The organism is Jezberella sp., from assembly GCF_964834465.1.
The window spans coordinates 58,267-84,028 of record NZ_CBAZRM010000012.1 but is presented as its reverse complement, the minus strand read 5'-3'; the positions used below and the strand labels follow the sequence as shown (position 1 = coordinate 84,028).

Genomic DNA, 25,762 nt, shown 5'->3' with positions numbered 1-25,762 from the left:
GTCGCAAATCGCGTAGGGCATCATGAAAAAAAATTGGTATTCGACACTTTATTTACAGGTTCTCGTTGCGGTCATCATTGGCATCCTGGTGGGGCATTTTTACCCTCAGCTCGGTGAAAGCATGAAGCCGCTGGGCGACGGCTTCATCAAGCTGATAAAAATGCTGATCGCACCAATTATTTTCTGCACGGTGGTGTCAGGCATCGCCGGCATGGAGAGCATGAAATCGGTGGGCAAAACGGGGGGCTATGCCCTGCTGTACTTTGAAATTGTCAGTACTGTCGCCTTGATCGTCGGATTAATCGTCGTCAACGTGTTGACACCTGGTGCCGGCATGAATGTTGACGTCAGCACCATCAACACCAAGGCAATTTCGGCTTACACCGGGCCGGGCAAGATGCAGACCACCACCGACTTTTTGCTCAACATCATCCCCAATACTGTCGTGGATGCCTTTGCCAAAGGTGAAATTCTGCAAGTGTTGCTGATTGCGATGATGTTCGGTTTTGCCCTCCACAAGCTGGGCGACACCGGTAAATTAGTATTTGATTTGAATGACAAAATTGCAAAGATATTCTTTGGTATTGTTGGGATTGTCATGAAGGTCGCTCCCATCGGGGCTTTCGGCGCCATGGCGTTTACTATCGGCAAGTTCGGGCTGGGCTCATTGGTTTCTCTTGGCAAACTTATGGGTACTTTTTACCTGACTTGTTTGCTTTTTGTCTTTGTTGTGTTGGGACTCATTGCCAAATTTCACGGATTTAGCATTTTTAAATTTGTGAAATACATCAAAGAAGAACTCTTGATCGTCCTGGGTACCTCATCTTCTGAAGCAGCGTTACCTGGGATGATCGACAAAATGGAAAAGCTCGGCGTCAAAAAGTCGGTTGTTGGCTTAGTGATTCCGGCGGGTTATTCGTTCAACTTGGATGGCACATCGATTTATCTCACCATGGCGGCCGTGTTTATCGCGCAAGCGACAAATACCCATCTCGACTTGATGCATCAAGTGACGTTGCTCTTGGTCCTTTTACTGACGTCTAAAGGTGCTTCAGGCGTGACAGGAAGTGGTTTTATTGTGTTGGCGGCCACGTTGTCCTCAGTGGGCCACGTGCCAGTGGAAGGACTCGCGTTGATCCTTGGTATTGATCGATTCATGTCAGAGGCACGCGCCCTGACCAATCTGGTCGGCAATGGGGTCGCCACAGTTGTCGTGGGCAAGTGGTGCGACGCTCTTGATGAAAAGCAATTGCAAATTGGTCTGAGCAAATAGGCGATTGTTCGTGACAACAGACCCGTCGAATCCAAAGCGCGCATCGCAGTGGTTAAAAACCGACTTCAGTTTTTTTGAGTCAATTACCCTGCGGTGGGCAGATAACGATAGCTATGGCCACATTAACAATGCCCATTACTATTCATTTTTTGATACGGCAGTCGATGCTTTTCTGCTTCAGCGTGACTACCGAAAATTTTTGAACGGCGAACGGCAAACCTTGGTCGTCGCATCGGAATGCCGTTATTTCACGCAAGTATCGGCACCAGGCTGGATTCGGGTCGGCGTGAGGATTGGCAAGATAGGCAAAAGCTCAATCACCTACGAAGTTGCCGTATTTACGGATGATCAAGACCTTGCCGCCGCGCAAGGTTTATTCGTGCATGTTTGTGTTAATCGAGAGACACAACGCCCTGTGGCGCTGCCAACTGAGTTTTTAACTGCCGCTGGCTTGAACCCGTCTCCTCAACAGGCATCGTTTTGAGCACCTGACAAGTTCTATGTCGACCGAGAAAACCTCAGCCTTGGATGATGTCAAGTTTAGCGATACCCAGGGCTAAGGTTTTAGTGCCTGCATCCCTGAACTGAATTTGGGCTTGCGCCTCCATCCCAGACCCTGAGAGGCCGATGATCGTGCCTTCTCCAAACCGGCCGTGTTTCACGCCCTGCCCTATCCTGAATTGTTGAGCCCCTACTAACACGCCGCTCGTCGGCGTGCGAGGTGCAACAGGCGCGCGACTTGAAACCGTCGCACGACCTGAGGAAGCCCATCTTGGCTCGCCGCCCAGTCCACCGAGTGAGACCTGCTGCTTCGGGGTCAGCCATTTAAGGTGTTCTTCGGGTATTTCTGACAGAAACCGCGATCGCATCGGGTAACGGGTTTGGCCATGTAGCATTCTGCTTTGTGCCAAACTGAAGTACAGACGTTCGCGCGCACGAGTAATCGCCACATACATCAAGCGACGTTCTTCTTCTAAACCTGCGGGCTCGAGCACACTATTTTCATGGGGGAAAAGCCCCTCTTCCATCCCTGTCAGAAAGACCGCATCAAACTCAAGCCCCTTCGCCGCATGTACGGTCATCAACTGAATCGCTTGCTGACCGGCTTGCGCTTGGTTATCACCGGCTTCTAACGCCGCATGTGACAAAAAAGAAGCCAGGGGAGAGATATTTTCTGCGGGTGTCAGACCATCCTCACCCGCACCAGCGTCACGACTCACCCACTGCACTGGCTCACCAGCAGGCAAGCCGTCGAAGTGCTCTTCGATTGAAAACACAGTGGCGGCAGTGACCAGTTCGTTAAGATTTTCGATCCGGTCTGCGCCTTCTTTGTCGGTCTTGTAATGAGCAATCAGCCCACTGTGCTCAATGACGTGCTCAACCAACTCAGGCAAGGGCAAACCCCGCGTAGCTTCGGCCATTTGACTGATAGAAACGAGAAACTGTGCAAGATTACTGCCGGCTTTACCTGGCACTCGGGCAACCGACGCAGCAAGAGATGTGTCGTAAGTTCTCGCCTGATCCATCAAAGACTCAATGGTTCGAGCACCTATCCCGCGAGGCGGAAAATTCACGACACGCACCCAAGAGGTATCGTCATCAGGGTTACAAATCAACCGCAAGTAAGCCAGCGCATGTTTGATTTCTTGACGCTCAAAAAAACGCAATCCACCGTAGACTTTATAGGGAATAGCACTCGAAAATAATGCATGTTCAATCACTCGCGATTGGGCATTGCTTCGATAGAGAATCGCGATCTCGTGTCGCGACCGACCTTCAGCGACCAAACTACGAATTTCATCGACAATCCATTGCGCTTCAGCAAAGTCGCTCGGTTGTTCGACCACACGGATCGGTTCTCCTGCCCCTTGCTCTGTCCAGAGATTTTTACCAAGTCTGCCGGTGTTATGACTAATCAACGCATTCGCCGCATCCAGGATATGGCCGTAAGAACGATAGTTTTGCTCAAGACGAATCACAGCCCCTTTGGCAAAGTCGCGTTCAAAATCAGCCATATTACCGACGTTGGCACCACGAAAGGCATAAATCGATTGATCGTCATCCCCGACGGCGAAGACGGATGCCCCATCCCCAGCCAGCAAGGTCAGCCAGCGATATTGCAAATTATTGGTGTCCTGAAACTCATCGACCAGAATGTGCCTGAACCGTCTTTGATAATGGTTGCGAATGGGCTCGTTGCGACTAAGCAATTCATACGCACGCAATAACAATTCAGGGAAATCGACCACGCCTTCTCTCTGGCACTGAGCCTCGTAAAGCGTGTAAATTTCGATCATACGACGGCGAAAACTATCGTAGGCCTCGACGTCAGGTGGCCGTTGACCCTCTTCCTTTGCACCGTTAATAAACCGCTGCACATCTCGCGGAGGATATTTCTCATCGTCCACGTTATTGGCTTTCAGTAACCGCTTAATGGCAGCGAACTGATCGGCTGTATCGAGTATCTGAAATGCCTGAGGCAGACCCGCGTCTCTAAAATGAGCACGTAAAAGTCTGTTGCACAGGCCGTGAAACGTCCCAATCCACATGCCACGGGTATCAATCGGCATGATTGCGCTGATGCGCGCCAACATCTCGCGTGCCGCTTTATTCGTAAACGTCACGGCAAGAATACCCAGAGGACTTGTCTGGCCAGTCTGAATCAACCAAGCCATGCGGGTGGTGAGCACCCTTGTTTTACCGCTACCGGCGCCTGCCAACACGAGCGCATGCCCCAGGGGCAGCGTAACCGCCTCGCGCTGGGGCTCGTTGAGCTTATCGATCATGCCGCATAGCGGCGTAGACGTAACGCGAATTCCTCCAGACTGGCAATGCCACTTTGCTGAGCACGTTGACACCAAGCTTGCAGGTCTTGCAAGAGTTGATCACTGGTTGCCGAAGAACTATCCCAGAGTTTCGTCAGATCATTTCTCATTTGCATGAGTAAGGCTAATGGCTGAGTTTGCGACAAGGCTGCATCGATACGCTCGCGCTCTGCCAGCGAGAGAGTTTCATCACCTCGGCCGATCCACTGGGTTGCTTCGGCCAGGGCGACCGCATTCTGGTCTGTCAACCCTCGCGTATCACTCGCCTGTGATCTCAATCGTTTGAGTTCGACGCTGCAGGCTTTTTTCATGATGCCCGAATACCGCGCGAGAATCTCGTAGCGATGGGCGATAACACCCTGTAGCGTGCCCAGATTCACCATACTCTCGGCACTGCTGTTCTCTAACTTGACCCGTGGGGCGACCTTCTTAATCTTGACCAAACCAAACACTTTCAAGCAGCAAATATAAAACCAGCCAATGTCGAACTCATACCATTTGCTGGAGAATTTAGCGGATGAACCATAGGCGTGGTGATTATTGTGCAGCTCTTCACCCCCGATAATGATGCCCCAAGGTGAAACGTTCGTGCTCGTGTCAGGACTAGCGAAGTTGCGATAGCCCCAGAAATGCCCAATCCCGTTCACGACACCTGCCGCCCAGAAAGGAATCCAAGCCATTTGCACAGCCCATACAGTCAAACCAACCGCACCAAACAGGATCAAATCGATTGCCAGCGTGATCAAGATGCCGGTCGCACTGAAACGGCTATACACATTGCGTTCGACCCAATCATCAGGTGTACCGTGACCGAATTTTGAAATAGTGTCTTGATTTTTTGATTCGCCGCGATAAAGTTCTGCCCCAGCGAACAGCACTTTATTGATGCCGTAAATCATGGGGGAATGGGGATCCCCTTCACGCTCGCAACGTGCGTGATGTTTACGGTGGATCGCTACCCATTCTTTGGTGACCATGCCCGTGGTGAGCCACAACCAAGCCCTGAAGAAATGCGCCACCGCAGGGTGAATATCGAGACCGCGATGTGCCTGTGCACGATGTAGAAAAATCGTGACGCAAATGATAGTGATGTGCGTCACAGCCAATGTATAAAGCGTGACTTCCCACCAACTGGCTTGAAGCAGACCACCCGCAACAAAATCTAGAATAGCTTGCATATTGTTTGAGCTTTCTCGGTAAAAATAAGTTGAGAGATATTTTATCTGATCCGACCAGATTGTGTCCGATTTATTTCAAGTTTATTATCCTAAAATCAATCATTTGTCGCTATTTCATCAACAATTTCAGGCATTTCACTCACATCTTCAATCAACAGCTTCTTTCGCTCGAGGATTGCTGCAAAAAAGCCATCAGTCCCGTGAACATCTGGCCGCAGCTTTAAATAGGGCCCTTCTATTTGCAAAGCAGCGCGGGCCGCCAGGATAGGCGCGGCGTCAATCAACTCAAAATCAGGGTGCGCTGCCAAGAATCGCTCTATTTGAGCTTCATTCTCTTCCGTCAAAATGCTACAGGTGGCGTAAACCAACCGCCCCCCCGGGGCGACGCATCGAGCAGCACTTGTCAGGATCTTGGCTTGCAAAACCACAAGCTCTTGCAAGCTCTGCAATGATTGGCGCCATTTAAGATCTGGATTTCGTCTGAGCGTACCCATACCACTGCATGGTGCATCAACGAGAACACGCTGCGCTTTACCGGCCAACCGTCGCACTCGGCTGTCATTTTCGTGATCAATCACCACCGGCACAATGTTCGACAAACCGCTTCGGGCAAAGCGAGGTTTGGCTTTCGCCAAACGGGCAGCAGAGACATCAAAGGCGTACAGACGACCCGTTGAACGCATTAAGGCACCCAACAACAACGTCTTGCCACCAGCACCAGCGCAAAAATCAATCACCATTTCGCCCCGTTTAGGGCCTACCAGTAAGGCGAGCAACTGACTTCCTTCGTCTTGCACTTCAATCAGGCCATGCTCGAACTGATGCCACTTGTTCATCGAAGGGCGGCCAGCCAGCCGGATCCCCCAAGGCGAGAAAGGAGTCGCCACCGGCGAGTGTCTGACAGCGTTACCTTTGGTGAGGTCGGCGAGCATTTCGTCACGATCGGCTTTCATAGGATTGACACGGATATCTAACGACGCGGGTTGATTCAAGGCATGAACCAAAGCGGGCAGATCATCAAAATTGTTGAGCCGGTCATAAAGCCAGTCAGGCAAACTTTCTCTGACGGGCAAGGGCAAAGAGGCAGGATCAATCTGATCGATACGATCCAACCACGCCTGCTCGCCAGGATCGAGCACCTCATAGATGTTTTGGCGCACTTTGGTGGCGGCCAAACCTTGAATCGCCAAGCGACGGATCGCCGGACCCACGCCACTCTCACCCAACTGTCGATACCTTCTTAAATGGCGAAGCACGTCATACACTGCCTCGGCCACATCGGCTCTATCCCGCACCCCCAAACCGGGATGAGCTCTGAACCAGTGTGAGACCACTGAATCGGCCGCAAAGCGCCAAGTCAACACCTCATCGAGCACCTGCCGCACTTGTTCAATGCGAACCGCCATTAAAGGCAATCTGACATTGGGTTTGGCCGGCGCTGAGAAGCGCTGGCTGTCTGAACGCCTGTCTGAAGTGCCCGCTTTAAAATCTTTAAAACTTGAATTACTCATCGTTACCACCAAAGAAAACCTGCTGTGCGACACCCTCTATCTTGACTCGTTGATCATGCGTCAAACTGATCAATCCTTTTGCGAGCCATTCAAGCACTTGCCCGTAGACCAGATGCTCAACCCTGCGCACGCGAGCGGATAACGACTCAACCGAGTCACCTTCGACGACAGCGACCAGCCCTTGCGCAATAATCGGCCCCTGATCCAGCTGAGAGGTCACAAAATGCACGGTACAACCATGCACTTTGACCCCGCGCTCCAGTGCTTGCTGGTGGGTATGCAAGCCGGGGAAAGCTGGCAACAAGGACGGATGAATATTAATAAGACGCCCTTCATAGCGTTTAACAAAACCAGCTGTCAGCACTCGCATGAACCCAGCGAGCAACACATAATCAGGAGAAAACTGATCCACACAGGCAGCCAGGGCATCATCGAAGGCTTCGCGTTCGGGGTAATCTCCGGGCACCACGACATGCGTGGAAACGCCATGCTGCGAAGCCCACTGAAGGCCAGAAGCATCAGCTTTGCTTGAGACGACAGCCACTATTTCAGCATTTAACTGCTGATTGCGGCACCGATTGACCATCGCCTGCATGTTGGTCCCCTGGCCAGAAATCAGCACAACAAAACGGCGGCGAACTGCGACAGGCATAGATATCTCAAGACAAATCAACGTGAGATTGTAAACTGTCAGGTGTGGAAACCGCTAACCTTCAAACACACTCACCGATTTCGACCTCCTTGATCGCGATTCCCCGCCAGTCTGGGCAGGTTGCTGATCGACCTCAAACGGCATTATCGATTGGCAACTTCGATGGCGTGCATCTCGGTCATCAAAGCATGCTTCGACGACTATGTGCCGAGGCAGCCGAGCAACGTCTGCAGCCAGCCGTACTGACGTTTTCGCCGCACCCGCGAGAGTTCTTCGCAGATATCTCACGACGGCCTGAGCTCGCCCCCACCCATATCTCGGGTTTGCGGGACAAAGTGCAGACGCTTCTGACTTTTGGGGCTCAACGTGTTTATATCGCTCGATTTAATCGCCATCTGGCCAACATGGCTGCCAAGTCGTTCATCGAAGACTTGTTGATCAACACCTTGAATGTCCGATGGTTATTGGTCGGTGATGACTTCCGGTTCGGGTCTAAACGCTCGGGGGACATCTCTCTTTTACGTGAAATTTGTGGGCAATACGGGATAGACGTTCAGACCCACGCCGACGTCGTCGACGCTAAAGGTCATCGCATTTCCAGCTCAGAGGTGAGGACGGCGCTGTCTGTCGGGGATCTATCCCAGGCAAGTGCCTTGTTAGGCCGCAATTTTGCCGTTTCGGGACACGTCATTCACGGGCAAAAGCTGGGCAGAACGCTGGGGTTTGCGACAATGAATATGCACGTGACACATCGCTGTGCGGCTCGCTCTGGGATCTACGTGGTCTCGGTGCATGGTCTGGACGACAAACCGATGCCAGGTATCGCCAGCCTTGGCGTACGACCAACCGTGCTCGACGATGGGCAGATCCTTCTTGAAACCCATGTGCTAGATCGGCACCTGGACGCATACGGTAAACTTGTCACGGTGGAATTCCTGCAACATGTCCGGGACGAAGAGAAGTTTCCGGATTTAACAACCTTGACCGCCGCCATGGATGCCGACAGGCAGCATGCGCGTGCATATTTTGCGCTTCATGGACTATAAAAAAACCCTCAATCTTACCGATACCCCTTTCCCCATGCGTGGAGATCTCCCCAAGCGTGAACCTGTCTGGGTCGAGCAATGGCGAGAGAAAGGCGTGTACGAGGCGATACGCAAAGCGAGTCAAGGCAGACCGAAGTTCGTTTTGCACGATGGTCCTCCCTACGCCAACGGCGATATCCATATTGGTCATGCTGTCAACAAAATTCTGAAAGACATCATCGTCAAAAGCCGCAACATGGCAGGTTTCGATGCCAATTACGTGCCGGGTTGGGATTGTCATGGCATGCCCATTGAAATCCAGATTGAGAAAAAATTCGGTAAGCATTTGCCAGTCGCTGAGGTGCAGTCAAAAGCGCGTGCCTATGCCCTCGAACAAATCAGTCGGCAGAAAAAAGACTTTGCCCGTTTGGGGGTGATCGGCGACTGGGATCATCCCTATATGACGATGAACTTTAGTAACGAGGCCGATGAGATTCGAGCCTTGGGACGTATCCTCGAGAAAGGCTATGTGTTTCGTGGTCTCAAACCTGTCAACTGGTGTTTTGACTGTGGGTCTGCCTTGGCGGAAGCTGAAGTTGAATACGCTGAACGCACAGATCCTGCCGTCCATATCGCCTTCCCTTTCGCCGATCGGGCGGCGCTTGCCCACGCGTTTAATCTGCCCGATGTGGGTGCGGGTGCGGTCGTTATCTGGACGACTACGCCCTGGACAATCCCTTCCAATCAAGCGATCAATATCCATCCCGAATTTGATTACGCGTTAGTCAAAATCACACCGGCAAAACCGACGGGTGAGTTTTTGTTGCTCGCTAAAGATAGAGTTGAAGATTGTCTTAAAGAATGGTCATTAACAGGCGAGATTATCGCAACCTGCAAAGGCCAAGCGTTGTCGCTGATTAACTTCCATCATCCGTTAGCCGGTTTTGACGCTGCCTACGATAGGCTGTCACCGATTTATCTTGGGGAGTACGTCACGCTAGACACTGGCACGGGTGTAGTGCACTCAGCACCAGCCTATGGCATTGAAGACTTTTTGTCCTGCAAAGCGCACGGGATGAGAGACAGCGATATTATCAGTCCAGTCATGGGCGATGGTAAGTATGCATCCACGCTAGCCGGTTTTGGCGGTCTGAGCATCTGGGATGCCAATCCAAAAATTGTGGCGGCACTCGAGCAAGCGGGGACGCTTATTAAGCAAGAGCCTCATCGCCACAGTTACATGCATTGTTGGCGTCACAAGACACCCATTATTTACCGAGCGACCAGCCAGTGGTTCGCTGGCATGGATATCACCCCTAAAGGCGACGGACACACGCTGCGTGAAACCGCGCTGTCGGCCATCGAAGCGACTGACTTCTTCCCCGCTTGGGGCCGTGCTCGGCTGCATGCCATGATTGCCAACCGACCGGATTGGACACTGTCGCGGCAAAGGCAATGGGGGGTGCCAATGGCATTCTTCATTCACCGAGAAACAGGCGAATTGCATCCGGACACGCCAACACTCTTAGAAGAAGTCGCCAAGCGGGTCGCGCTCGGAGGCATCGAAGCGTGGCAGACCCTTGATCCCACCGAGTTGCTCGGTGAAGAGGCAGCCCTTTACGAAAAAAATCGCGATACGCTTGACGTATGGTTCGACTCAGGCAGCACACACGCCACGGTGTTGGGAGGGCCAGGCAACGGCAGCCCTGGCTCACATGGGACAGACCTCTCATGGCCTGCAGATCTCTATCTTGAGGGTTCAGATCAACACCGTGGATGGTTTCACTCATCCTTGCTCACGGGTTGCATGTTGAATGGACGAGCGCCCTACAAAGCCCTGCTCACCCATGGCTTTGTCGTGGACGGACAAGGCCGTAAGATGAGCAAGTCAGTGGGCAACGTGATCGCGCCGCAGAAGGTGTCTGATAGTCTTGGGGCAGAAATTCTGCGTTTGTGGGTCGCCAGTACAGACTATTCGGGTGAGCTGACCATCTCTGATGAGATCTTGAAGCGCGTCGTTGAGGGCTACCGTCGTATCCGCAATACGCTGCGCTTTTTGATGGCCAACCTGTCAGATTTTGATGCCAAGGCAGATGCCTTATCGGTCGATCAGTTACTGGAAATTGATCAATACGCCATCAGCATGACTGCGGCACTACAGACTGAGATTTTGAGCTACTACGATGGCTACGACTTCCATCCAGCCATGGCACGCCTGCAGACCTTCTGCTCTGAGGATCTCGGGGCGTTTTACCTCGACGTTCTCAAAGACCGGCTTTACACGTCGGCCCCAAAGAGTGTGGCACGCCGATCTGCGCAGACTGCTCTGCTGCACATCACGCAAGCCTTGCTCAAGTTAATGGCACCCATTCTATCGTTCACGGCAGAAGAAGCTTGGGGCATTCTGGCGGGCTCGACGCTGAAGCATTCGCCAGAACAAACAGGGGTGACGATTTTTACTCACACCTACCATTCGATTCCATTTATCGAAAATGCTGATGTCCTCCAATCAAGGTGGGCAAGACTGCGCGAAATTCGCGCGCTGGTCATGCGTAAACTTGAAGACTTGCGCACGGCTGGCAGCATTGGTTCATCGCTTCAAGCCGAAGTGGATTTCCTGGCCTGCGGCGATGACTTGGCTCTGTTGCAGCACGTTGGCGATCAGTTGAAATTCATGTTGATTGTTTCTCGGGCAACGGTCGCGGCGGGCGCTGGCGAGCTTGATATTCAGGTGTCACCTAGCGAACAGACAAAATGTGAACGGTGCTGGCACCTCACCCCTGACGTGGGCGTCGATCCCACTCAGCCGACCATTTGCAAACGATGCGTCGATAGTCTTAGCGAAGGGGCAAGCGCTTGATCGTTTGGCTTGCGCTCTCTGGCGTGTTGATCTTGCTCGATCAGTTGACCAAGGCATACGTGCAAAATCTGCTGCGATTCGCTGAGCGTGTCAATGTCTTGCCAATATTCGATATCACGCTGCTCTACAACAAAGGCGCTGCTTTTAGCTTTCTTGCAGATTTTGGCGGTGGGCAAAAGTGGCTGTTTATTTCGATCGGCGTCGCAGCTGCATTGATCATTTTGTGGCTCATGAAACGCCACACGCATCAAAGACGATTCATGTTGGCGCTATCATTGATTCTCGCTGGCGCCATTGGCAACGTCATCGATCGTGTGCTGCAAGGTCACGTGGTAGATTTTCTATTGTTCTATTGGCGAGATTGGTATTACCCCGCCTTTAACGTTGCGGATATTGCGATTACTTTTGGCGCAATTCTCCTTGTGCTCGATGAAATCCTGCGAGGCTTACATGCAAGACCTGCAAAATAAACGGATTGTGCTGGGATTGACGGGCGGAATCGCTTGTTACAAGAGTGCCGATTTTGTCAGAAGGCTGATAGAACGCGGTGCGACCGTTGATGTGGTCATGACAGAGGCGGCGACCCACTTCATTACGCCAGTGACCATGCAAGCCCTGTCAGGTCGACCTGTCTTCATTAGTGCCTGGGATGCGCGTATCCCAAACAACATGGCTCATATCGATCTGAGCCGAGGCGCTGATGCGATTATCGTTGCACCCGCATCAACGGACTTTATGGCAAAACTTGCCCATGGCCATTGCGACGATTTGCTGTCAACGCTATGTATCGCACGCAATTGCCCACTGCTGGTCGCACCTGCCATGAATCGCGAAATGTGGGGCGCACCAGCGACGCAACGTAACGTCAAACAATTACGCGAGGATGGTGTTGTCATTTTAGGTCCCGGGTCTGGTGCGCAAGCGTGCGGCGAGACGGGCGACGGCAGAATGCTTGAGTCTGATCAGCTCGTTGCAGAAACCATCGCCTTCTTCACCCCTAAGACATTGGCAGGCAAACGTGTGCTGATCACGGCGGGTCCCACTTCTGAGCCAATCGATCCGGTTCGTGTTTTGACCAACCGTTCGTCTGGCAAAACGGGCTATGCGATTGCCTTGGCCGCAAAACAAGCAGGGGCCGAGGTGACATTGATCTCTGGTACAACAGCATTGAACTGCCCCTACGGTGTGTCTCGAATCCAAGTGCAAACTGCGCAACAAATGTATGACAACGTGATGCGTGTAGCCAGCGCGCATGATGTATTCATTGGCGTCGCAGCGGTTGCAGATTGGCACGTCTCCAATGCGCAAGCCAATAAAATCAAAAAGACGAGTCAGGCGAACGAGGCACCTACCCTCGAATTTGCACCTAACCCCGACATTCTGGCCGCTGTCGCGGCCATACCAGATGGCCCCTGGTGCGTTGGTTTTGCGGCGGAAACCGAGAATCTGTCGCAATATGCTCACCAGAAGCGCCTTCGGAAAAATATCCCTATGCTGATTGGTAACCTGGCTCAGCATGTGATGGATGCCGACCAAACGGTGGTCGCTATTTTCGATGATCAGGGTGAGCACCCTTTGCCCCCTGGGGATAAGACACAGGTCGCCAAGCTGATCGTGCAGGCAATCGCCGATCGTCTGCCCAACCAGCATTGACTTAACAAACTCATCGCGCCAAGCCCGCTATCGAAAACTTCGTTCAACAAGCGTCTCAACTGATTCAGGACCATCATGAGTGGGCCGCTTGGATCGTTTTTTTCATCACGCTGGGAGAGTCCATGTTACTGATTGGCGTGCTGATCCCTGGCACGACCGTCTTACTCTTATGCGGTGGATTATTGGGTAGCGGGGTCTTACCAGTCATCCCCGTTGTTGCTAGCGGTATCCTCGGGGCTATCTTGGGAGACGCCCTCTCTTATTGGATTGGACGATGGGGGGGTACCGCATTATTCAGAATGCGCTTATTTAAAAGACACCGACGTACCGTTGCAAGAGCTCGATTGTTCTTTCGGCGTTATGGTCTGGCTTCTATCTTTATCGGACGATTCATGGGGCCCATCCGTTGCACCATTCCCACAGTCGCCGGGGCATTAAAAATGGCGCATTGGCGTTTTCAGGCAGCGAATGTGGTGTCTGCCATCGTCTGGGTACCAGTCCTGTTGGCTCCCGGCTATCTGGCCGTTGAGGCGTCGTTACATGGGTTAACCTGAGCATTCAGACATCCCTTTATTTTTCGTATAACCACATTACCGCGATCATTGCCATGAAGACCATCGATGTAAAAGTGCTCGATTCACGCATGCTGAATCAATTGCCAGCATATGCAACGCAGGGCTCTGCAGGGTTAGATTTAAGAGCCTGTCTGGATGAACCACTCACGATCAAACCGGGTGAAACGCATTTGATCCCAACAGGTTTAGCCATTCACGTTGCTGACCCTGCGTATGCTGCCGTAATCCTTCCTCGCTCAGGTCTTGGACATAAACACGGGATCGTGTTGGGCAACCTCGTCGGACTGATTGATTCAGATTATCAAGGCCCATTAATGGTGTCAGCGTGGAACCGGGGTCAGACAGCCTACACCATGCAGCCTTTAGAGCGTTTGGCACAGCTTGTCGTCTTACCTGTCGTTCAAGTTCAATTCAATCGGGTCGATGAATTCGGTACATCAGATCGGGGTTCGGGCGGGTTTGGCAGCACCGGTGCCGCATGATCGCGGCACCAAGCTATAGTGTTTTACAGACCGCCGAGGAAGGTACCGCTTGGGTCTGCAAGCCAATCGCAATCAAATCCGCAAGTTTGCCAACGTTTTTTTGCTGAGCAAGAACCAATTCAGAAACCCCTGGGTTCACGGTTTCTCTCAGTTGCGCAAAACAACTTAAGGTCTTCTCGCTACCCGCGAAACTGATTTGCCAAACGACAGACATATCCGCGTACTGGCCAGCTAACATTTCAAAAGATCGAACAGCTACCCGAACGCGAGTGTGGCGTTTGTCATTGATCGCCAAATTAAGATTTTGCTCAGGAGGGAACCCAAGCTTTTGAGTCAAGCCTTTAGACAATGCATTTTGTATCTGTCCGGACAGAGGTGATGCCCAGCGGTCATACTCAAGCATCAGCAAGCGACCGTCACGCTCTTGAACCATTAGAGGGATCTGATCAACATCAGCCGGGACGACAACCTCGCCAAGCACGTAGGCACCCATCGGCTTGGCAGCGCTGGACACGACTTGATCGCCCCCCACACTCATTAAGGTGTAGTAGTTAGAGGGTGTCGAAGCGCAGCCTGCGAGTGTCAACAAGGCCAGTAAACCTAATTGTTTCATTGAGTATTTCATCGGTTTTGTGCTCCGAGCGTTTCGCGCGAATAGTTTTTCGTATTACGGCCTCGCAAAATCGCGTCAGGCTGCATTTGTAGCGTGTCAGTCAGACTTCTGATTGAATGCAAACCACGTGTCAGCTCTTCAAGCATGACGCTAATATTCTGTGACAACTCGCTTCCTGGTGCGATCAACGAATCAGCGTGTTCTAACACCACATTGGCGTTCTTGAGCGCACGAACCAATTCCGGTGCCACACTTTTATCGATACCAGCCGTTAAATGATTCACGGTTTTCAAAGCAGTATTCAAATTGTTGCCAATCTCTTCATAGGGCACCTTGTCGAGTTTGGCCACAATACTGCCCAGTTGAGATTGGAGTTCTTCGATACTATCCGACGGGCGAGTGGGCATCGCGAAGGGCAAACTCGGCTTGACCGACACTCGTTTCACCTCGGGGAACATCGCCAACGTGACATACAACTGCCCCGTTAAGATATTGCCGACACGCAGCTGCGCACGCATTCCAGCAGCCACCAGATCAGACATGGTCTTGGTCACTTCATCGACGGTTCGCTTTTGCTCAACAATCCGTTCGTACTCTTTCCCTAAGCGATGGAAGTAAAGGCTACCTGTCACCACGGTCGCAAAAGTCGCTGTCTTTTCATCAAAGTCGATTTGAACGTCGTCGATTACCCCAAGGTCGATCCCTCTAAAATCAATCGGTGCCCCCTTCACCAACCCTTTGGTGGATTGGGCAAACCTCATGACGATGGGCATCGTTAAACCCTCGGGCTCGCTTCTGGCATCTTTGATGCTATCAAAAAGTTTGAATGGCACAGCCTTATCGGCTGGTTCACCTTCAACCAAGCCAAAGTTCTCAAACGCCAACCCACCCGCAACAATCGACGCAATCGATTCGGTATTGACTTCGACACCCTGAGCGCCAAAGCTCACATTGATCCCGCTCGCATTCCAGAAGCGAGTTCTCTTGGTCACAAATTTATCGTAAGGGGCATTGACGAATACATTGATGATCACAGCATCACCGGCTTTATTAAGCGCGTAATCTGTCACCAATCCAACTTGCACCCGTTTGTAATACACGGGAGACCCAGACTCTAACGAACCGAGATTGTTGGTTTTAATCGCAAAAGACGTACCAGGCTGATCATTAAAGATGGGCGGCGGGTTTTCAAGACCGACGAAACTCTTTTTAGTGAGTTTTTCGTTACTCGGTTCAGCAGAGTCCACGGCGATATAGGCCCCGCTCAGCAGCGTACTGAGACCCGACACGCCGCCAGCACCAATGCGCGGCTTGACCACCCAAAATTTTGCAGTCTCATGCGCAAACCCTTGCGCCTCTTTTTGCAGCTCAACAGTGACGATCACCCCTTCGCGCTGGTCTGACAGTTTGATATCTTTGACAAGGCCAATCACGACATCGCGGTAGCGAACTTGGGTTTTACCGACTTCTAGTCCGGTGGCAGCACCGAAAGAGATCGTGATGGTCGGCCCGCGCTTGTTGTAGGCGCTCCAGACGATAGACAGACCAATCAACACGGCAACGATGGGTACTAGCCATATCCAAGCCAAATTGCGGCGCTTTTTGCGTGTCACGATCGGCTGGGGAAGTTTTTTATCTAAATTGCTCTGTGCGTCCGGCATGCCGGCTCCTCTACTTTAAAAAACTTCTGTGTCCCGCTCGGCGCCACGCCAGACGAGGGTCAAAGCCAATGGCTGCGAGCATGGTGAGCACGACAACACCACCAAAGGCGGCCGCCCCAGCCGAGGGCTCTATGCTCATCAATGACCCAAACCTCACCAGCGCGCTCAATAATATCACTACAAATACATCGATCATGGACCACTGGCCAATCAACTCAACAGCCACGTACAAGCGCGTGCGCTGCTGTAATTGTTCGGGATGGCCTTTTTGCGCTCTCCACAATAACAAGGTCATCGCAGCGAGCTTAAAAACAGGGACAACCATACTGGCGGTGAAAACGACAGCGGCGATATCCCATGCACCTACCTCGCATAATTCGATCACCCCACCCATGATGGTATGCGAGGACTCACCCTGCACGCCCGTAATCAGCATGATTGGCAAGACATTAGCCGGGATGTACAACACTGCGGCTGCGCTGAGCAACGCCCAGGTTCTCGAGATGACTTCAGGAGAGGGTGGTTTGATGGGTTTTTGTGGTGCAACCGATAGCCCCATATCGACCATCATGAGGTAGATGTTCTGGCTATCGAGACGCCCGATGAAGGTGAGAAGAATTGTCGCAAACGCTAATGCAAAAAAACCCACTTCAGGCGTGAGTGATGCCAGGTCGGCCATCTTGACGGATGCCACCAGAATCCCGGTCAACAAAACAGGCACCATGCACCAGTGCCGCAAATGATCTACAAAACGCAGTGCAAGCTCGATATGTGCTGGCACTCGATTGAACGTCAGTGGGACAAAAATCCACAGTAACGTGAACACATGCAAGAGCGGAAAGAAAAACCCCACTGCAAACGTGAGCACGGCCACAGGCTCATAGCCTGTGGACCAGGTCACCCTGACGGCATCGAAAAAACCAGCGCTTTGCTTAAGCCCCTGAAAGCCCAAAATAGCGACGGGAAAAATATTCGCGAACGCCAGCGCGATGACGGCCGTCACCAGTAATGCAAACCAAGCGCTCGGTGTCATCGCCGAGAAGGTTTCAAGCACCGTGCCGCAACGGGAACATCTGGCGCAGTCACCTGCTTGCAATTGCGGGCGCTGATAGTGAGCACCGCAACCGTGACAATGAAGACTCAAAACCATCCGACAACCTTCAGTGAACTAGCTCAGTTTCCTGATCAGAGCCAGTAGGCGTTTTAGCCACCTTGGGGGGGATAGTACCAAAACTAAGTTTCACCTTTGCGTCTTCATCCACATCGATCGTGACAACGCCACCGTCAACCAGCTGACCAAATAACAGCTCGTCGGCCAAGGCGCGTCTGATTGTGTCTTGAATCAGTCGTTGCATCGGACGCGCGCCCATCAAGGGGTCAAAGCCAACTTTAGCGAGGTGATCACGTAAGGCATCCGTGAACGTCACATCAACACGCTTGTCGTGCAACTGATCTTCGAGTTGCATCAAGAACTTGTCTACTACGCGCAAGATCACATCTTTCGACAGTGGTGCAAAGTGAACAATAGAGTCGAGTCTGTTGCGGAACTCTGGTGAAAACAAGCGCTTGATATCAGCCATCTCATCACCCGCTGCGCGAGTGTTTGAGAACCCGATATTGGGTTTGCTCAACGCTTCTGCACCAGCATTTGTTGTCATGATGAGAATGACATTTCTAAAATCTGATTTGCGACCGTTGTTATCCGTGAGCGTGCCATGATCCATGACTTGAAGCAGGATATTGAAAACTTCTGGGTGCGCCTTTTCGATTTCATCGAGTAGTAACACGCAATGTGGTTGCTTATGAATTGCCTCGGTCAGTAATCCACCTTGGTCAAAACCGACGTATCCTGGTGGGGCGCCAATCAAGCGAGAAACGGTATGGCGCTCCATGTACTCAGACATGTCGAATCTAAGCAATTCGATCCCCAGCGTGAAGGCCAGCTGCTTAGCAACTTCGGTTTTACCCACACCTGTTGGCCCGGATAACAGAAAGGCGCCAATAGGCTTTTCTGGCCGGCCCAAACCTGATCTCGCCATCTTGATCGCAGCCGACAGTGCGTCGATAGCAGCATCCTGACCAAAAACAACTGTGCGCAAGTCTCGATCGAGTGTGGCAAGCTTACTGCGATCGTCGCTCGATACCGTCTGGGGAGGAATGCGCGCGATCTTGGAAATGATGCCCTCGATCTCGACTTTTCCGATCACCTTTTTCTGCTTGGATTTTGGCAACAATCGCTGCGCGGCACCAGCCTCATCGATCACGTCAATGGCTTTATCGGGCAGGTGACGGTCATTAATATGGCGCGCCGACAATTCGGCTGCAGCCGTCAGCGCAGCCGCCGAGTATTTGACCCCGTGGTGAGTCTCGAAACGCCCTTTTAAGCCACGCAGGATCTGGATGGTCTGCTCAACCGTTGGCTCAGCAACATCAATTTTCTGGAATCGCCGAGAAAGCGCCGCATCCTTCTCAAACACACCGCGAAACTCAGTGTAGGTCGTCGCACCGATGCAGCGCAACTGACCTGACGACAACGCGGGCTTTAACAAATTCGAGGCATCTAGTGTCCCACCCGAGGCCGATCCTGCACCAATGAGTGTGTGGATTTCATCAATGAAGAGGATGGCATTGGGATTGTTTTTTAATTGCTTGAGCACGGCTTTTAACCGTTGCTCGAAATCGCCGCGATATTTTGTGCCAGCAAGCAACGAGCCCATGTCCAAAGAAAACACCTGAGCGTCTTGAAGAATCTCAGGGACTTCATTGCGCGTAATTCGATACGCCAAGCCCTCCGCAATGGCGGTCTTACCGACGCCAGCCTCGCCCACCAGCAAGGGATTGTTTTTGCGCCGACGGCAAAGAATCTGAATGACGCGTTCGACTTCTGCCTCGCGACCAATCAAAGGATCGATCCGGCCCGCATTTGCCGCTGCGTTCAAATCTTGAGCGTATTGATCAAGCGGTGACTGTCGGTTGTCTGAGGCTTCCTCGCCGACTGTCTGCGGATCTTTGGCTGAAGGTGAGGCCTCGGCCGCTGCCTGTTTACTAATACCGTGCGAAATGTAATTCACGACATCCAGACGAGTGATACCTTGTTGTTGCAGGTAATACACGGCGTGTGAGTCTTTCTCACCAAAGATGGCCACCAACACGTTTGCCCCCGTCACCGGTTTCTTTGATGCGCCGCCAGCAGAAACATGCATGATGGCTCGCTGAATAACACGTTGAAAGCCGAGCGTCGGCTGAGTATCGACCTCAGCCCCAGCGGGGATCACAGGGGTGTTTTCAGTGACAAACTTGCGTAAGTTCTGTCGCACTTCGTCCATATTGCAGGCACACGCTTTCAGAACCTCGACCGCCGCGGCATTATCCAGCAGTGCAAGCAACAGATGCTCGACTGTAATAAATTCATGCCGAACAGAGCGGGCCTCTACGAACGCCATATGCAGGCTAACTTCAAGCTCTTGGGAAATCACGTTTCCTCCGTCCTTCTCGTCATGTTTACTTTCACGATTTCATTCTATGCCTTTCAGACATCGAAATCAGGCTTGTACACACATTTTGTAATGTTTTTGAAAAAAAATTTACAGGCTGGTGGGTTCCATCACACATTGCAAAGGGTGCTGACGTGCTCTGGCGTATTGTGAAACTTGACTGATTCGAGTTGCGGCAATGTCTTCGGGATAGATACCGCACACGCCCTTACCATCGTGGTGAACCTGCAACATGATCAGCGTTGCTTGCTCTTCGTTTTTAGAGAAGAACTTCTGCAAAATATGCACGACAAACTCCATGGGCGTGTAGTCATCATTGAGCAACAGCACCTGATACATCGGCGGCGGCGCAGTTCGGGCAGCCTGTTTGTCTAAGACTAAATCGGGAGGCAGATCAATTCGCGTAGCCATAGTCGATATAAGGGCAATCCATTACATGCGGGAGATCACAAAATTGTGTTTTTTTGGTACAACAGGATGTGCTCGTATTTATTTGTCAACTCAAGGACTTAGCGCCTCGTGAGGATCGATAAAACAGCACGGATGCATCTTACTCGCCCAGAGTGCCCTCAATTTTAAAAATAAGACTAAACTTTACTTGGCAATTTTGGGCTTTTAAGAAGCAATAACCACTTAAGTATGTAGTTTATACAAAACGTAAAGAGGCAGGTCAGTATGTCAGATGCAAATGCAGGCTCAGGGGTAAAAGAAAGCGGCACCGTCAAATGGTTTAACGACGCCAAAGGTTTCGGCTTTGTAACGCCAGACAACGGTGGTGAAGATTTGTTCGCGCATTTTTCGGCTATCCAGATGAACGGTTTCAAAACGCTCAAAGAAGGCCAGAAAGTGCTGTTCGAAATCACGCAAGGCCCGAAGGGCAAACAAGCAACAAACATTACCGCCCCTTAAACTATGGGGTCTAATCCCCTGCTTGAGGTTGTTATGTTTATTGAAAAATCTGGGATGGCCAGGCGTCGAGTCAAGGGTCATCTGACATTCTTCGTCTTGTCAGCCCTGCTCGCTCTGGTGACCCCTGCGCTGACGATCGCTCAAACGTTACCCACCAAAAAACTGACGGCAGGGATGCATGTTGTGACTGCTGAGGTGGCTGCCAACGAGGCCGCTCGCATGAAAGGTTTGATGTTCAGAGAGTCACTTGAACCCAACCACGGCATGCTATTTGTTTTTGAGCAGCCCAACGTGCAATGCTTTTGGATGAAAAATACGGTATTGCCGCTGTCTATCGCGTTCATACGAGCGGATGGCGTCATTACCAATATTGCCGACATGGCCCCCATGACAGAAACCTCTCATTGTTCGACCGAGCCTGTGCGCTACACGCTCGAAATGGAACAAGGCTGGTTTACAAAGCACGGGGTTTCGGCGGGAAAACAGCTGGGCGGTTTGTAGGCCTAGATGCAAACCGGCCCGGAATCACCGGGCCGATTAACGATCTACTGAGGGGTCTCAAGCGCAAGACCTGAAAGGCCGGTTAGCCCAAGTTCTGTGCTGCGAAAGACCAGTTCGCTAAGGCCCAAAAGCTTTCGAGATATTTTGGCCGAGCATTACGATAATCAATGTAATACGCGTGCTCCCAGACATCACAGGTCAACAAGGCAACGTCCGTGGTCGTCAGCGGCGTCGCAGCATTGCTCGTATTGACAATATCAAGTGACCCATCGGCTTTCTTGACCAACCAAGTCCAGCCAGAGCCAAAATTACCGGCAGCAGATTTGTTGAACGCCTCTTTAAATGCTGCAACACTGCCCCACTTAGCCGTGATGGCTTCAGCCAATTTGCCTGTGGGCTCACCGCCACCGTTGGGCGACAAGCTATTCCAGTAAAAGGTGTGGTTCCAGACCTGAGCCGCGTTGTTAAATACACCGCCAGAAGATTTTTTGATGATCTCTTCCAAGCTTAAAGATTCAAACTCAGTGCCTGGGATCATGTTGTTCAAGTTTGTCACATAGGTCTGATGGTGCTTACCGTAGTGAAACTCAAGTGTTTCTTTTGAAATCGTGGGTGCAAGTGCATCCATCGCATAAGGAAGGGGTGGGAGCGTGTGAGCCATCGCAGCGAAATCCTAATGAGGGTTAAGACAAAACAAAAGGCAATTATCTAAGCCTATTGTATCGGACGAATAACATTCAGCAAGTTCAAGTTGAAACGTTGACCTTGAAATTGCCATCCGCCACCATCACGTTAAGCGACTGGCCCGGCTGCACAACGGTGTTTGACTGGATGACAACACCTGCGTTGTCCAAAACAATCGCATAGCCACGCGCAAGCGTGTTTTCGGGACTCAGGGCGTGTAGTTTTCCCTGAGCACTATTTAACTGATTGTGTCGTATCGTCAGTCGCTGGTGATAGCTGGATTTAAGTGCCTGTGTTGATCGCAGAAGGCTCGCGCTTTTTGCGGTGACATCCGGGCGGGAATATAACAAGTCACGTCTGGCGACGTTGAGCCGCACGTCAGTCGCATAGAGATTTTTCTGGCTTGCCGCGACAAGCCGCGCGGCCAATGCCCTCACGCGTTCAGACTGATGCACTAAGCGCTGTTCAGGCGAAATCAAACCTGCACTTGCACGATCAATGCGTTGCCAGAGCCGCTCAATCAAACGCTGATGTGATCGCTGAATCGTTTGGTAAGCATGGGTCAACCGAGCCACCAGCGCGTCGCGCGTGTCGCAGACTAGTTCTGCAGCGGCCGTAGGCGTTGGAGCTCTCAAGTCCGACACAAAATCGGCAATGGTGAAATCGGTTTCGTGCCCAACGCCCGTCACGACAGGAATCACACTGGCAGCGATATCACGCGCCAGCGCTTCATCGTTAAAGGCCCATAAGTCCTCGATACTGCCACCGCCTCGTACCAGCAACAACGTATCTACTTCGGCTCGATCACAGGCCAAGGCAAGCGCGTGCCGCAACTGCAAGGGTGCATCTGCCCCTTGCACCATCGAAGGATAAATAACAATCGGGATATGAGGCGCGCGGCGATTGAGCGCGGTCAACACGTCTTGCAGTGCAGCAGCCGACAGTGACGTAATCACGCCAATCGCACGAGGACGCCGATTCAGTGCGCGCTTGTTGGTGGCCTCAAACAGCCCTTCTTTTTGCAAACGATCTTTCAAGGCAACAAAAGCCTCAAAGAGATTACCCTGCCCTGCTCGGCGCATCTGCTCAACTTGCAGCTGAAATTCGCCGCGAGCCTCGTAAAGCGTCGGTCGGCACTTGACTTCAACTGCGTCGCCGGCCCGCGGCGTAAACCCGGCGGCGATTGCCCGTGTACGAAACATCACGCCGCGCACCGAAGCCAAATCGTCTTTTAATGTGAAATACCAATGACCAGATGAGGCGGCCATAAAGTTTGAAATCTCACCCGCTACCCAGACCGTGTCAAAATCGCTTTCAAGAAGATCACGAATTGCTTTGTTTAGTCTTGAAACTGTCACAATCTGTGGCGTTAAACCTTGACTGTTTACCTGACTTCCAATTGTCATAAGTGTTTCAAGCCTAAATGTGTCCACAGAACGTGATGAATGAGAGTAAGTCATTAAGCTGCTTGGTATATTTCGCCTAGTTTACAAAAGCTTACGATTAAATATACATAAGCCATTGAATTATAAAGACTATTCAAAAAGATACCGCTCGTTGCGTATTTTTTGATCACCCTCGTGAAACACCAAGAATATCCACGTTTACAGGTGATACGCACAGAATTATCCACAACTTCTGTGGATAATTCTTGGTCAATCTTTACACTTGCCAGATTAGGCATCTCGCCCTTACGATAGCGGTCAGCTAGATGCTATTTCAACATGTCGAGGTTTGCTTTGCAGTCAATTGTTTTACAGGCGGGATGGCCTATTTGGTTTTTGGTAGTGCTCTCTATCGCCATGGTCGCCATCGTTATCGAAAGAAGCCTGAGCCTCCGCAGCAAACGCATTCTCCCTCCTCTGCTCGCCAGCACGATGCTCGCGCACTTGCAGTCAGATGACGATCATTCAACCACACTGACCAAGATTGCCGCCTTGTCACCGCTGGGCGCGGTGTTGGTTGAAACCTTTAACCGAAGTGATCTAGCACCCGAACAACGCCGCATCGCCATTGAGGATGTAGGCCGTGTGCAATCGCACTACATGCATCGCTATCTGCCCGCGCTTGGTTTAATTGCCAGTATTGCCCCCTTGTTGGGATTGTTTGGTACCGTGGTGGGCATGATTGAAATTTTTGGCTCATATCGTGCTGACGGCACAGATCCGACTCAACTGGCTCGAGGGATCTCAATCGCCCTTTACAACACCGGTTTCGGTATCCTGATTGCCATCCCTGCAATGATGGCGCACCGGTACTTTAGATCTCGCATCGCCGACTATCTGATCCAAATGGAGCAAGCTTCGCGACAGCTCGATGAGGCTTTATCGATTGGCTCGCGAGGCTAGTGCAATGCGATTTTCGACGAGCCAGGAAAGCGACGGCCCAGACATCAACCTGATTCCGTTGATCGACATTTTGTTGGTCATGCTGATTTTTCTTGCAGCGACCACCACTTTCGCACCCAACGTCGCGCTAAAGGTTGCCCTCCCGAAAGCCAGTACCGTTGAAAAAATGCCCTCTGAACTGATCCTCGCGATTAATCAGAGTGGGCAATATGCGCTGGGCGGTGAGTTGATCGTGGGTGGCCTCATGGAAGAAATTGCGACCGCGCTAAAGGGTGCCAGTGCCAAGCCAGAAGATGCAACGCTGGTGATTTACGCAGATGCCATGACGCCGCATCAATACGTCGTGACTGCCATGCAAGCCGCCAAAAGAGCTGGGATTGGCCATGTGAATTTTGCCACCCAGGCGCACGATTGAAAACGCGTGGATTGACGACCTTCATCCACCAGTGGGTTCAGCAGCTGTGGTTGACTCGTCAACCGATTTCGTGGCTACTGATGCCGCTGACCCTTTTGGTCGAAGTCATCCTAGCTATCAGGCGTTGGTATTACACACGATGGTATCGAGCAGTCTTCAGCACCGCAAAGCCTATCGTCGTGGTCGGTAACCTCTACGCAGGCGGCACTGGAAAAACGCCGGCAACCATCGGTATCGTCAAACTGCTGCAGCAAAAAGGTTGGACACCTGGGGTGATCAGCCGAGGTTATGGCGCTCGATCTACTGCGCATCCCCGTTGTGGCGAAGGGCAGCTTGACGCAAGTGACTTCGGCGACGAACCCGCTTTGATCGCCCGATTAACCGATGTGCCCGTTTGTATTTTCCCCAAGCGCGAAGTAGCCGCTCTCAAACTACTGACGAGCTACCCTCAGGTTGATGTGCTGATCTGCGATGACGGTCTTCAGCATTTAGCCCTGGCACGTGACCTTGAAATCATTGTGCAAGACCAACGAGGTACCGGCAATGGATGGGTGCAACCCGCTGGCCCATTACGTGAGGGGGTTCACCGACTCGGTGCTGCTGATGTGATTATTACCAATCATCGAAATGCCGTTGCACGAGGCACGAACAACGACACGAGCAGCCAGGTGGTATCGCCGACAAACCATGCGCGACAAGTGGCCATGTATCAAGATGTGCTGGGGATGCGGCACTTGGCATCAGGCGAGTTGCTGACACTGATGCAGTTTTTAGACCGTTGCGAAAAAAAGCACATCGGTGCAGCAGCGGCGATTGGTGAGCCAACACAGTTTTTTCAAGGGCTTCGAGAGCTGGGCATCTCGCTGACACAAACGCAAGCTGCCAGCGATCACCTTGCCCTTGATGCCGAATTGTTAGCCTCTTTCGAGTGCGATGTGGTGCTCATCACTGCCAAAGATGCCATCAAATGCGATCGCCAGCTCGACGATCGGCTTTGGGTAGTAGACGTTGAAACCCGTTTTGATGACCTGACGTTTGTCGACTGGCTCAACGACAAATTGTTTCAGATTCAGCAAGACAAAAAGCGCTTGGGATTACAATAA

General features: G+C 51.8%; 24 protein-coding genes. 13 read left to right on the top strand and 11 right to left on the bottom strand.

Annotated features, from left to right (window positions below; all coding sequences use genetic code 11):
- Positions 1-22: 22 nt before the first annotated feature.
- Positions 23-1,273, top strand: a complete 1,251-nt coding sequence (locus AC1W8Y_RS10855) for a dicarboxylate/amino acid:cation symporter (protein WP_482014492.1) — start codon at positions 23-25, stop codon at positions 1,271-1,273.
- Between the two features lie 10 nt (positions 1,274-1,283).
- Positions 1,284-1,757 carry an acyl-CoA thioesterase gene (locus AC1W8Y_RS10850; protein ID WP_482014491.1) on the top strand — a complete coding sequence of 158 codons (474 nt, stop codon included), beginning with the start codon at positions 1,284-1,286 and terminating at the stop codon, positions 1,755-1,757.
- A gap of 34 nt (positions 1,758-1,791) precedes the next feature.
- Here the strand turns inward: AC1W8Y_RS10850 and AC1W8Y_RS10845 are convergent, their stop codons facing one another.
- From AC1W8Y_RS10845 to purN, 4 genes are all read right to left on the bottom strand, one after another.
- Entirely contained in the window at positions 1,792-4,059 is a 2,268-nt protein-coding gene (locus AC1W8Y_RS10845; RefSeq protein ID WP_482014490.1) for a UvrD-helicase domain-containing protein, read from the bottom strand.
- On the bottom strand, positions 4,056-5,276 hold the full coding sequence (locus tag AC1W8Y_RS10840; protein ID WP_482014489.1) for a DesA family fatty acid desaturase: 1,221 nt from the start codon (positions 5,274-5,276) through the stop codon (positions 4,056-4,058). Before AC1W8Y_RS10840 ends, AC1W8Y_RS10845 begins: the two co-directional genes overlap by 4 nt.
- 95 nt (positions 5,277-5,371) lie before the next feature.
- Positions 5,372-6,652, bottom strand: coding sequence for an RsmB/NOP family class I SAM-dependent RNA methyltransferase (locus AC1W8Y_RS10835; RefSeq protein ID WP_482014545.1), 1,281 nt, complete (start codon positions 6,650-6,652; stop codon positions 5,372-5,374).
- A 127-nt stretch (positions 6,653-6,779) separates the two neighbouring features.
- The gene (gene purN / locus AC1W8Y_RS10830; protein ID WP_482014488.1) at positions 6,780-7,439 is read right to left on the bottom strand and encodes a phosphoribosylglycinamide formyltransferase; all 660 of its coding nucleotides are present in this window, start codon (positions 7,437-7,439) and stop codon (positions 6,780-6,782) included.
- A gap of 92 nt (positions 7,440-7,531) precedes the next feature.
- On the opposite strand from purN, the gene AC1W8Y_RS10825 reads away from it, so the two are divergent.
- The 6 genes from AC1W8Y_RS10825 to dut all read left to right on the top strand — a co-directional run bounded on the left by AC1W8Y_RS10825 (position 7,532) and on the right by dut (position 14,034).
- Positions 7,532-8,485: a bifunctional riboflavin kinase/FAD synthetase gene (locus AC1W8Y_RS10825; RefSeq protein ID WP_482014544.1), complete on the top strand. Its 954-nt coding sequence runs from the start codon at positions 7,532-7,534 to the stop codon at positions 8,483-8,485.
- Entirely contained in the window at positions 8,475-11,324 is a 2,850-nt protein-coding gene (ileS, locus tag AC1W8Y_RS10820) for an isoleucine--tRNA ligase (RefSeq protein ID WP_482014543.1), read from the top strand. Before AC1W8Y_RS10825 ends, ileS begins: the two co-directional genes overlap by 11 nt.
- The gene (gene lspA / locus AC1W8Y_RS10815) at positions 11,321-11,794 is read left to right on the top strand and encodes a signal peptidase II (RefSeq protein WP_482014487.1); all 474 of its coding nucleotides are present in this window, start codon (positions 11,321-11,323) and stop codon (positions 11,792-11,794) included. Before ileS ends, lspA begins: the two co-directional genes overlap by 4 nt.
- The gene (gene coaBC / locus AC1W8Y_RS10810; RefSeq protein WP_482014486.1) at positions 11,775-12,977 is read left to right on the top strand and encodes a bifunctional phosphopantothenoylcysteine decarboxylase/phosphopantothenate--cysteine ligase CoaBC; all 1,203 of its coding nucleotides are present in this window, start codon (positions 11,775-11,777) and stop codon (positions 12,975-12,977) included. Before lspA ends, coaBC begins: the two co-directional genes overlap by 20 nt.
- Positions 12,978-13,099: 122 nt before the next feature.
- On the top strand, positions 13,100-13,531 hold the full coding sequence (locus tag AC1W8Y_RS10805) for a DedA family protein (protein WP_482014485.1): 432 nt from the start codon (positions 13,100-13,102) through the stop codon (positions 13,529-13,531).
- A gap of 53 nt (positions 13,532-13,584) precedes the next feature.
- A complete protein-coding gene (gene dut, locus AC1W8Y_RS10800; RefSeq protein ID WP_482014484.1) occupies positions 13,585-14,034 on the top strand; it encodes a dUTP diphosphatase in 450 nt (149 codons plus the stop codon).
- Positions 14,035-14,047: 13 nt separating this feature from the next.
- Here dut and AC1W8Y_RS10795 read toward each other — a convergent pair whose 3' ends face one another.
- The 5 genes from AC1W8Y_RS10795 to clpS form a co-directional block, all read right to left on the bottom strand.
- A complete protein-coding gene (locus AC1W8Y_RS10795) occupies positions 14,048-14,647 on the bottom strand; it encodes a PqiC family protein (protein ID WP_482014483.1) in 600 nt (199 codons plus the stop codon).
- A gap of 8 nt (positions 14,648-14,655) precedes the next feature.
- Positions 14,656-16,308: a PqiB family protein gene (locus tag AC1W8Y_RS10790; RefSeq protein ID WP_482014482.1), complete on the bottom strand. Its 1,653-nt coding sequence runs from the start codon at positions 16,306-16,308 to the stop codon at positions 14,656-14,658.
- 10 nt (positions 16,309-16,318) lie between these two features.
- Entirely contained in the window at positions 16,319-17,458 is a 1,140-nt protein-coding gene (locus tag AC1W8Y_RS10785) for a paraquat-inducible protein A (protein ID WP_482014481.1), read from the bottom strand.
- A gap of 10 nt (positions 17,459-17,468) precedes the next feature.
- On the bottom strand, positions 17,469-19,784 hold the full coding sequence (clpA, locus tag AC1W8Y_RS10780) for an ATP-dependent Clp protease ATP-binding subunit ClpA (protein WP_482014480.1): 2,316 nt from the start codon (positions 19,782-19,784) through the stop codon (positions 17,469-17,471).
- Between the two features lie 108 nt (positions 19,785-19,892).
- Positions 19,893-20,213, bottom strand: a complete 321-nt coding sequence (clpS, locus tag AC1W8Y_RS10775) for an ATP-dependent Clp protease adapter ClpS (protein ID WP_482014479.1) — start codon at positions 20,211-20,213, stop codon at positions 19,893-19,895.
- Between the two features lie 264 nt (positions 20,214-20,477).
- Between clpS and AC1W8Y_RS10770 the strand changes: the two genes are divergently transcribed.
- Both AC1W8Y_RS10770 and AC1W8Y_RS10765 read left to right on the top strand, forming a co-directional pair.
- Positions 20,478-20,711, top strand: a complete 234-nt coding sequence (locus tag AC1W8Y_RS10770; protein WP_482014478.1) for a cold-shock protein — start codon at positions 20,478-20,480, stop codon at positions 20,709-20,711.
- 33 nt (positions 20,712-20,744) lie between these two features.
- Entirely contained in the window at positions 20,745-21,212 is a 468-nt protein-coding gene (locus AC1W8Y_RS10765; RefSeq protein ID WP_482014477.1) for a DUF192 domain-containing protein, read from the top strand.
- Positions 21,213-21,294: 82 nt separating this feature from the next.
- Here AC1W8Y_RS10765 and sodB read toward each other — a convergent pair whose 3' ends face one another.
- Positions 21,295-21,873, bottom strand: a complete 579-nt coding sequence (gene sodB, locus AC1W8Y_RS10760; RefSeq protein WP_482014476.1) for a superoxide dismutase [Fe] — start codon at positions 21,871-21,873, stop codon at positions 21,295-21,297.
- Between the two features lie 85 nt (positions 21,874-21,958).
- Positions 21,959-23,302 (bottom strand): exodeoxyribonuclease VII large subunit, encoded by a 1,344-nt coding sequence (xseA, locus tag AC1W8Y_RS10755; protein ID WP_482014475.1) that lies wholly within the window; start codon positions 23,300-23,302, stop codon positions 21,959-21,961.
- A 333-nt stretch (positions 23,303-23,635) separates the two neighbouring features.
- Here xseA and AC1W8Y_RS10750 point away from each other — a divergent pair, with 333 nt between their 5' ends.
- From AC1W8Y_RS10750 to lpxK, 3 genes are read left to right on the top strand one after another with little or no spacing between them, the layout of a single operon-like run.
- Entirely contained in the window at positions 23,636-24,244 is a 609-nt protein-coding gene (locus AC1W8Y_RS10750; protein ID WP_482014542.1) for a MotA/TolQ/ExbB proton channel family protein, read from the top strand.
- Between the two features lie 4 nt (positions 24,245-24,248).
- Positions 24,249-24,659, top strand: a complete 411-nt coding sequence (locus AC1W8Y_RS10745; RefSeq protein ID WP_482014474.1) for an ExbD/TolR family protein — start codon at positions 24,249-24,251, stop codon at positions 24,657-24,659.
- Positions 24,656-25,762: a tetraacyldisaccharide 4'-kinase gene (gene lpxK, locus AC1W8Y_RS10740; protein ID WP_482014473.1), complete on the top strand. Its 1,107-nt coding sequence runs from the start codon at positions 24,656-24,658 to the stop codon at positions 25,760-25,762. The genes AC1W8Y_RS10745 and lpxK overlap by 4 nt, the downstream gene beginning before the upstream one ends.

Coding starts and splice junctions, on each gene's coding strand:
- clpS (WP_482014479.1), bottom strand. CDS start 20,213: ATGGCTACGCGAATTGATCTGCCTCCCGATTTAGTCTTAGACAAACAG.
- AC1W8Y_RS10765 (WP_482014477.1), top strand. CDS start 20,745: ATGTTTATTGAAAAATCTGGGATGGCCAGGCGTCGAGTCAAGGGTCAT.
- AC1W8Y_RS10805 (WP_482014485.1), top strand. CDS start 13,100: ATGTTACTGATTGGCGTGCTGATCCCTGGCACGACCGTCTTACTCTTA.
- AC1W8Y_RS10785 (WP_482014481.1), bottom strand. CDS start 17,458: ATGGTTTTGAGTCTTCATTGTCACGGTTGCGGTGCTCACTATCAGCGC.
- xseA (WP_482014475.1), bottom strand. CDS start 23,302: ATGACAATTGGAAGTCAGGTAAACAGTCAAGGTTTAACGCCACAGATT.
- AC1W8Y_RS10745 (WP_482014474.1), top strand. CDS start 24,249: ATGCGATTTTCGACGAGCCAGGAAAGCGACGGCCCAGACATCAACCTG.
- purN (WP_482014488.1), bottom strand. CDS start 7,439: ATGCCTGTCGCAGTTCGCCGCCGTTTTGTTGTGCTGATTTCTGGCCAG.
- ileS (WP_482014543.1), top strand. CDS start 8,475: ATGGACTATAAAAAAACCCTCAATCTTACCGATACCCCTTTCCCCATG.
- AC1W8Y_RS10845 (WP_482014490.1), bottom strand. CDS start 4,059: ATGATCGATAAGCTCAACGAGCCCCAGCGCGAGGCGGTTACGCTGCCC.
- AC1W8Y_RS10840 (WP_482014489.1), bottom strand. CDS start 5,276: ATGCAAGCTATTCTAGATTTTGTTGCGGGTGGTCTGCTTCAAGCCAGT.
- AC1W8Y_RS10855 (WP_482014492.1), top strand. CDS start 23: ATGAAAAAAAATTGGTATTCGACACTTTATTTACAGGTTCTCGTTGCG.
- AC1W8Y_RS10790 (WP_482014482.1), bottom strand. CDS start 16,308: ATGCCGGACGCACAGAGCAATTTAGATAAAAAACTTCCCCAGCCGATC.
- coaBC (WP_482014486.1), top strand. CDS start 11,775: ATGCAAGACCTGCAAAATAAACGGATTGTGCTGGGATTGACGGGCGGA.
- sodB (WP_482014476.1), bottom strand. CDS start 21,873: ATGGCTCACACGCTCCCACCCCTTCCTTATGCGATGGATGCACTTGCA.
- AC1W8Y_RS10770 (WP_482014478.1), top strand. CDS start 20,478: ATGTCAGATGCAAATGCAGGCTCAGGGGTAAAAGAAAGCGGCACCGTC.
- dut (WP_482014484.1), top strand. CDS start 13,585: ATGAAGACCATCGATGTAAAAGTGCTCGATTCACGCATGCTGAATCAA.
- AC1W8Y_RS10795 (WP_482014483.1), bottom strand. CDS start 14,647: ATGAAACAATTAGGTTTACTGGCCTTGTTGACACTCGCAGGCTGCGCT.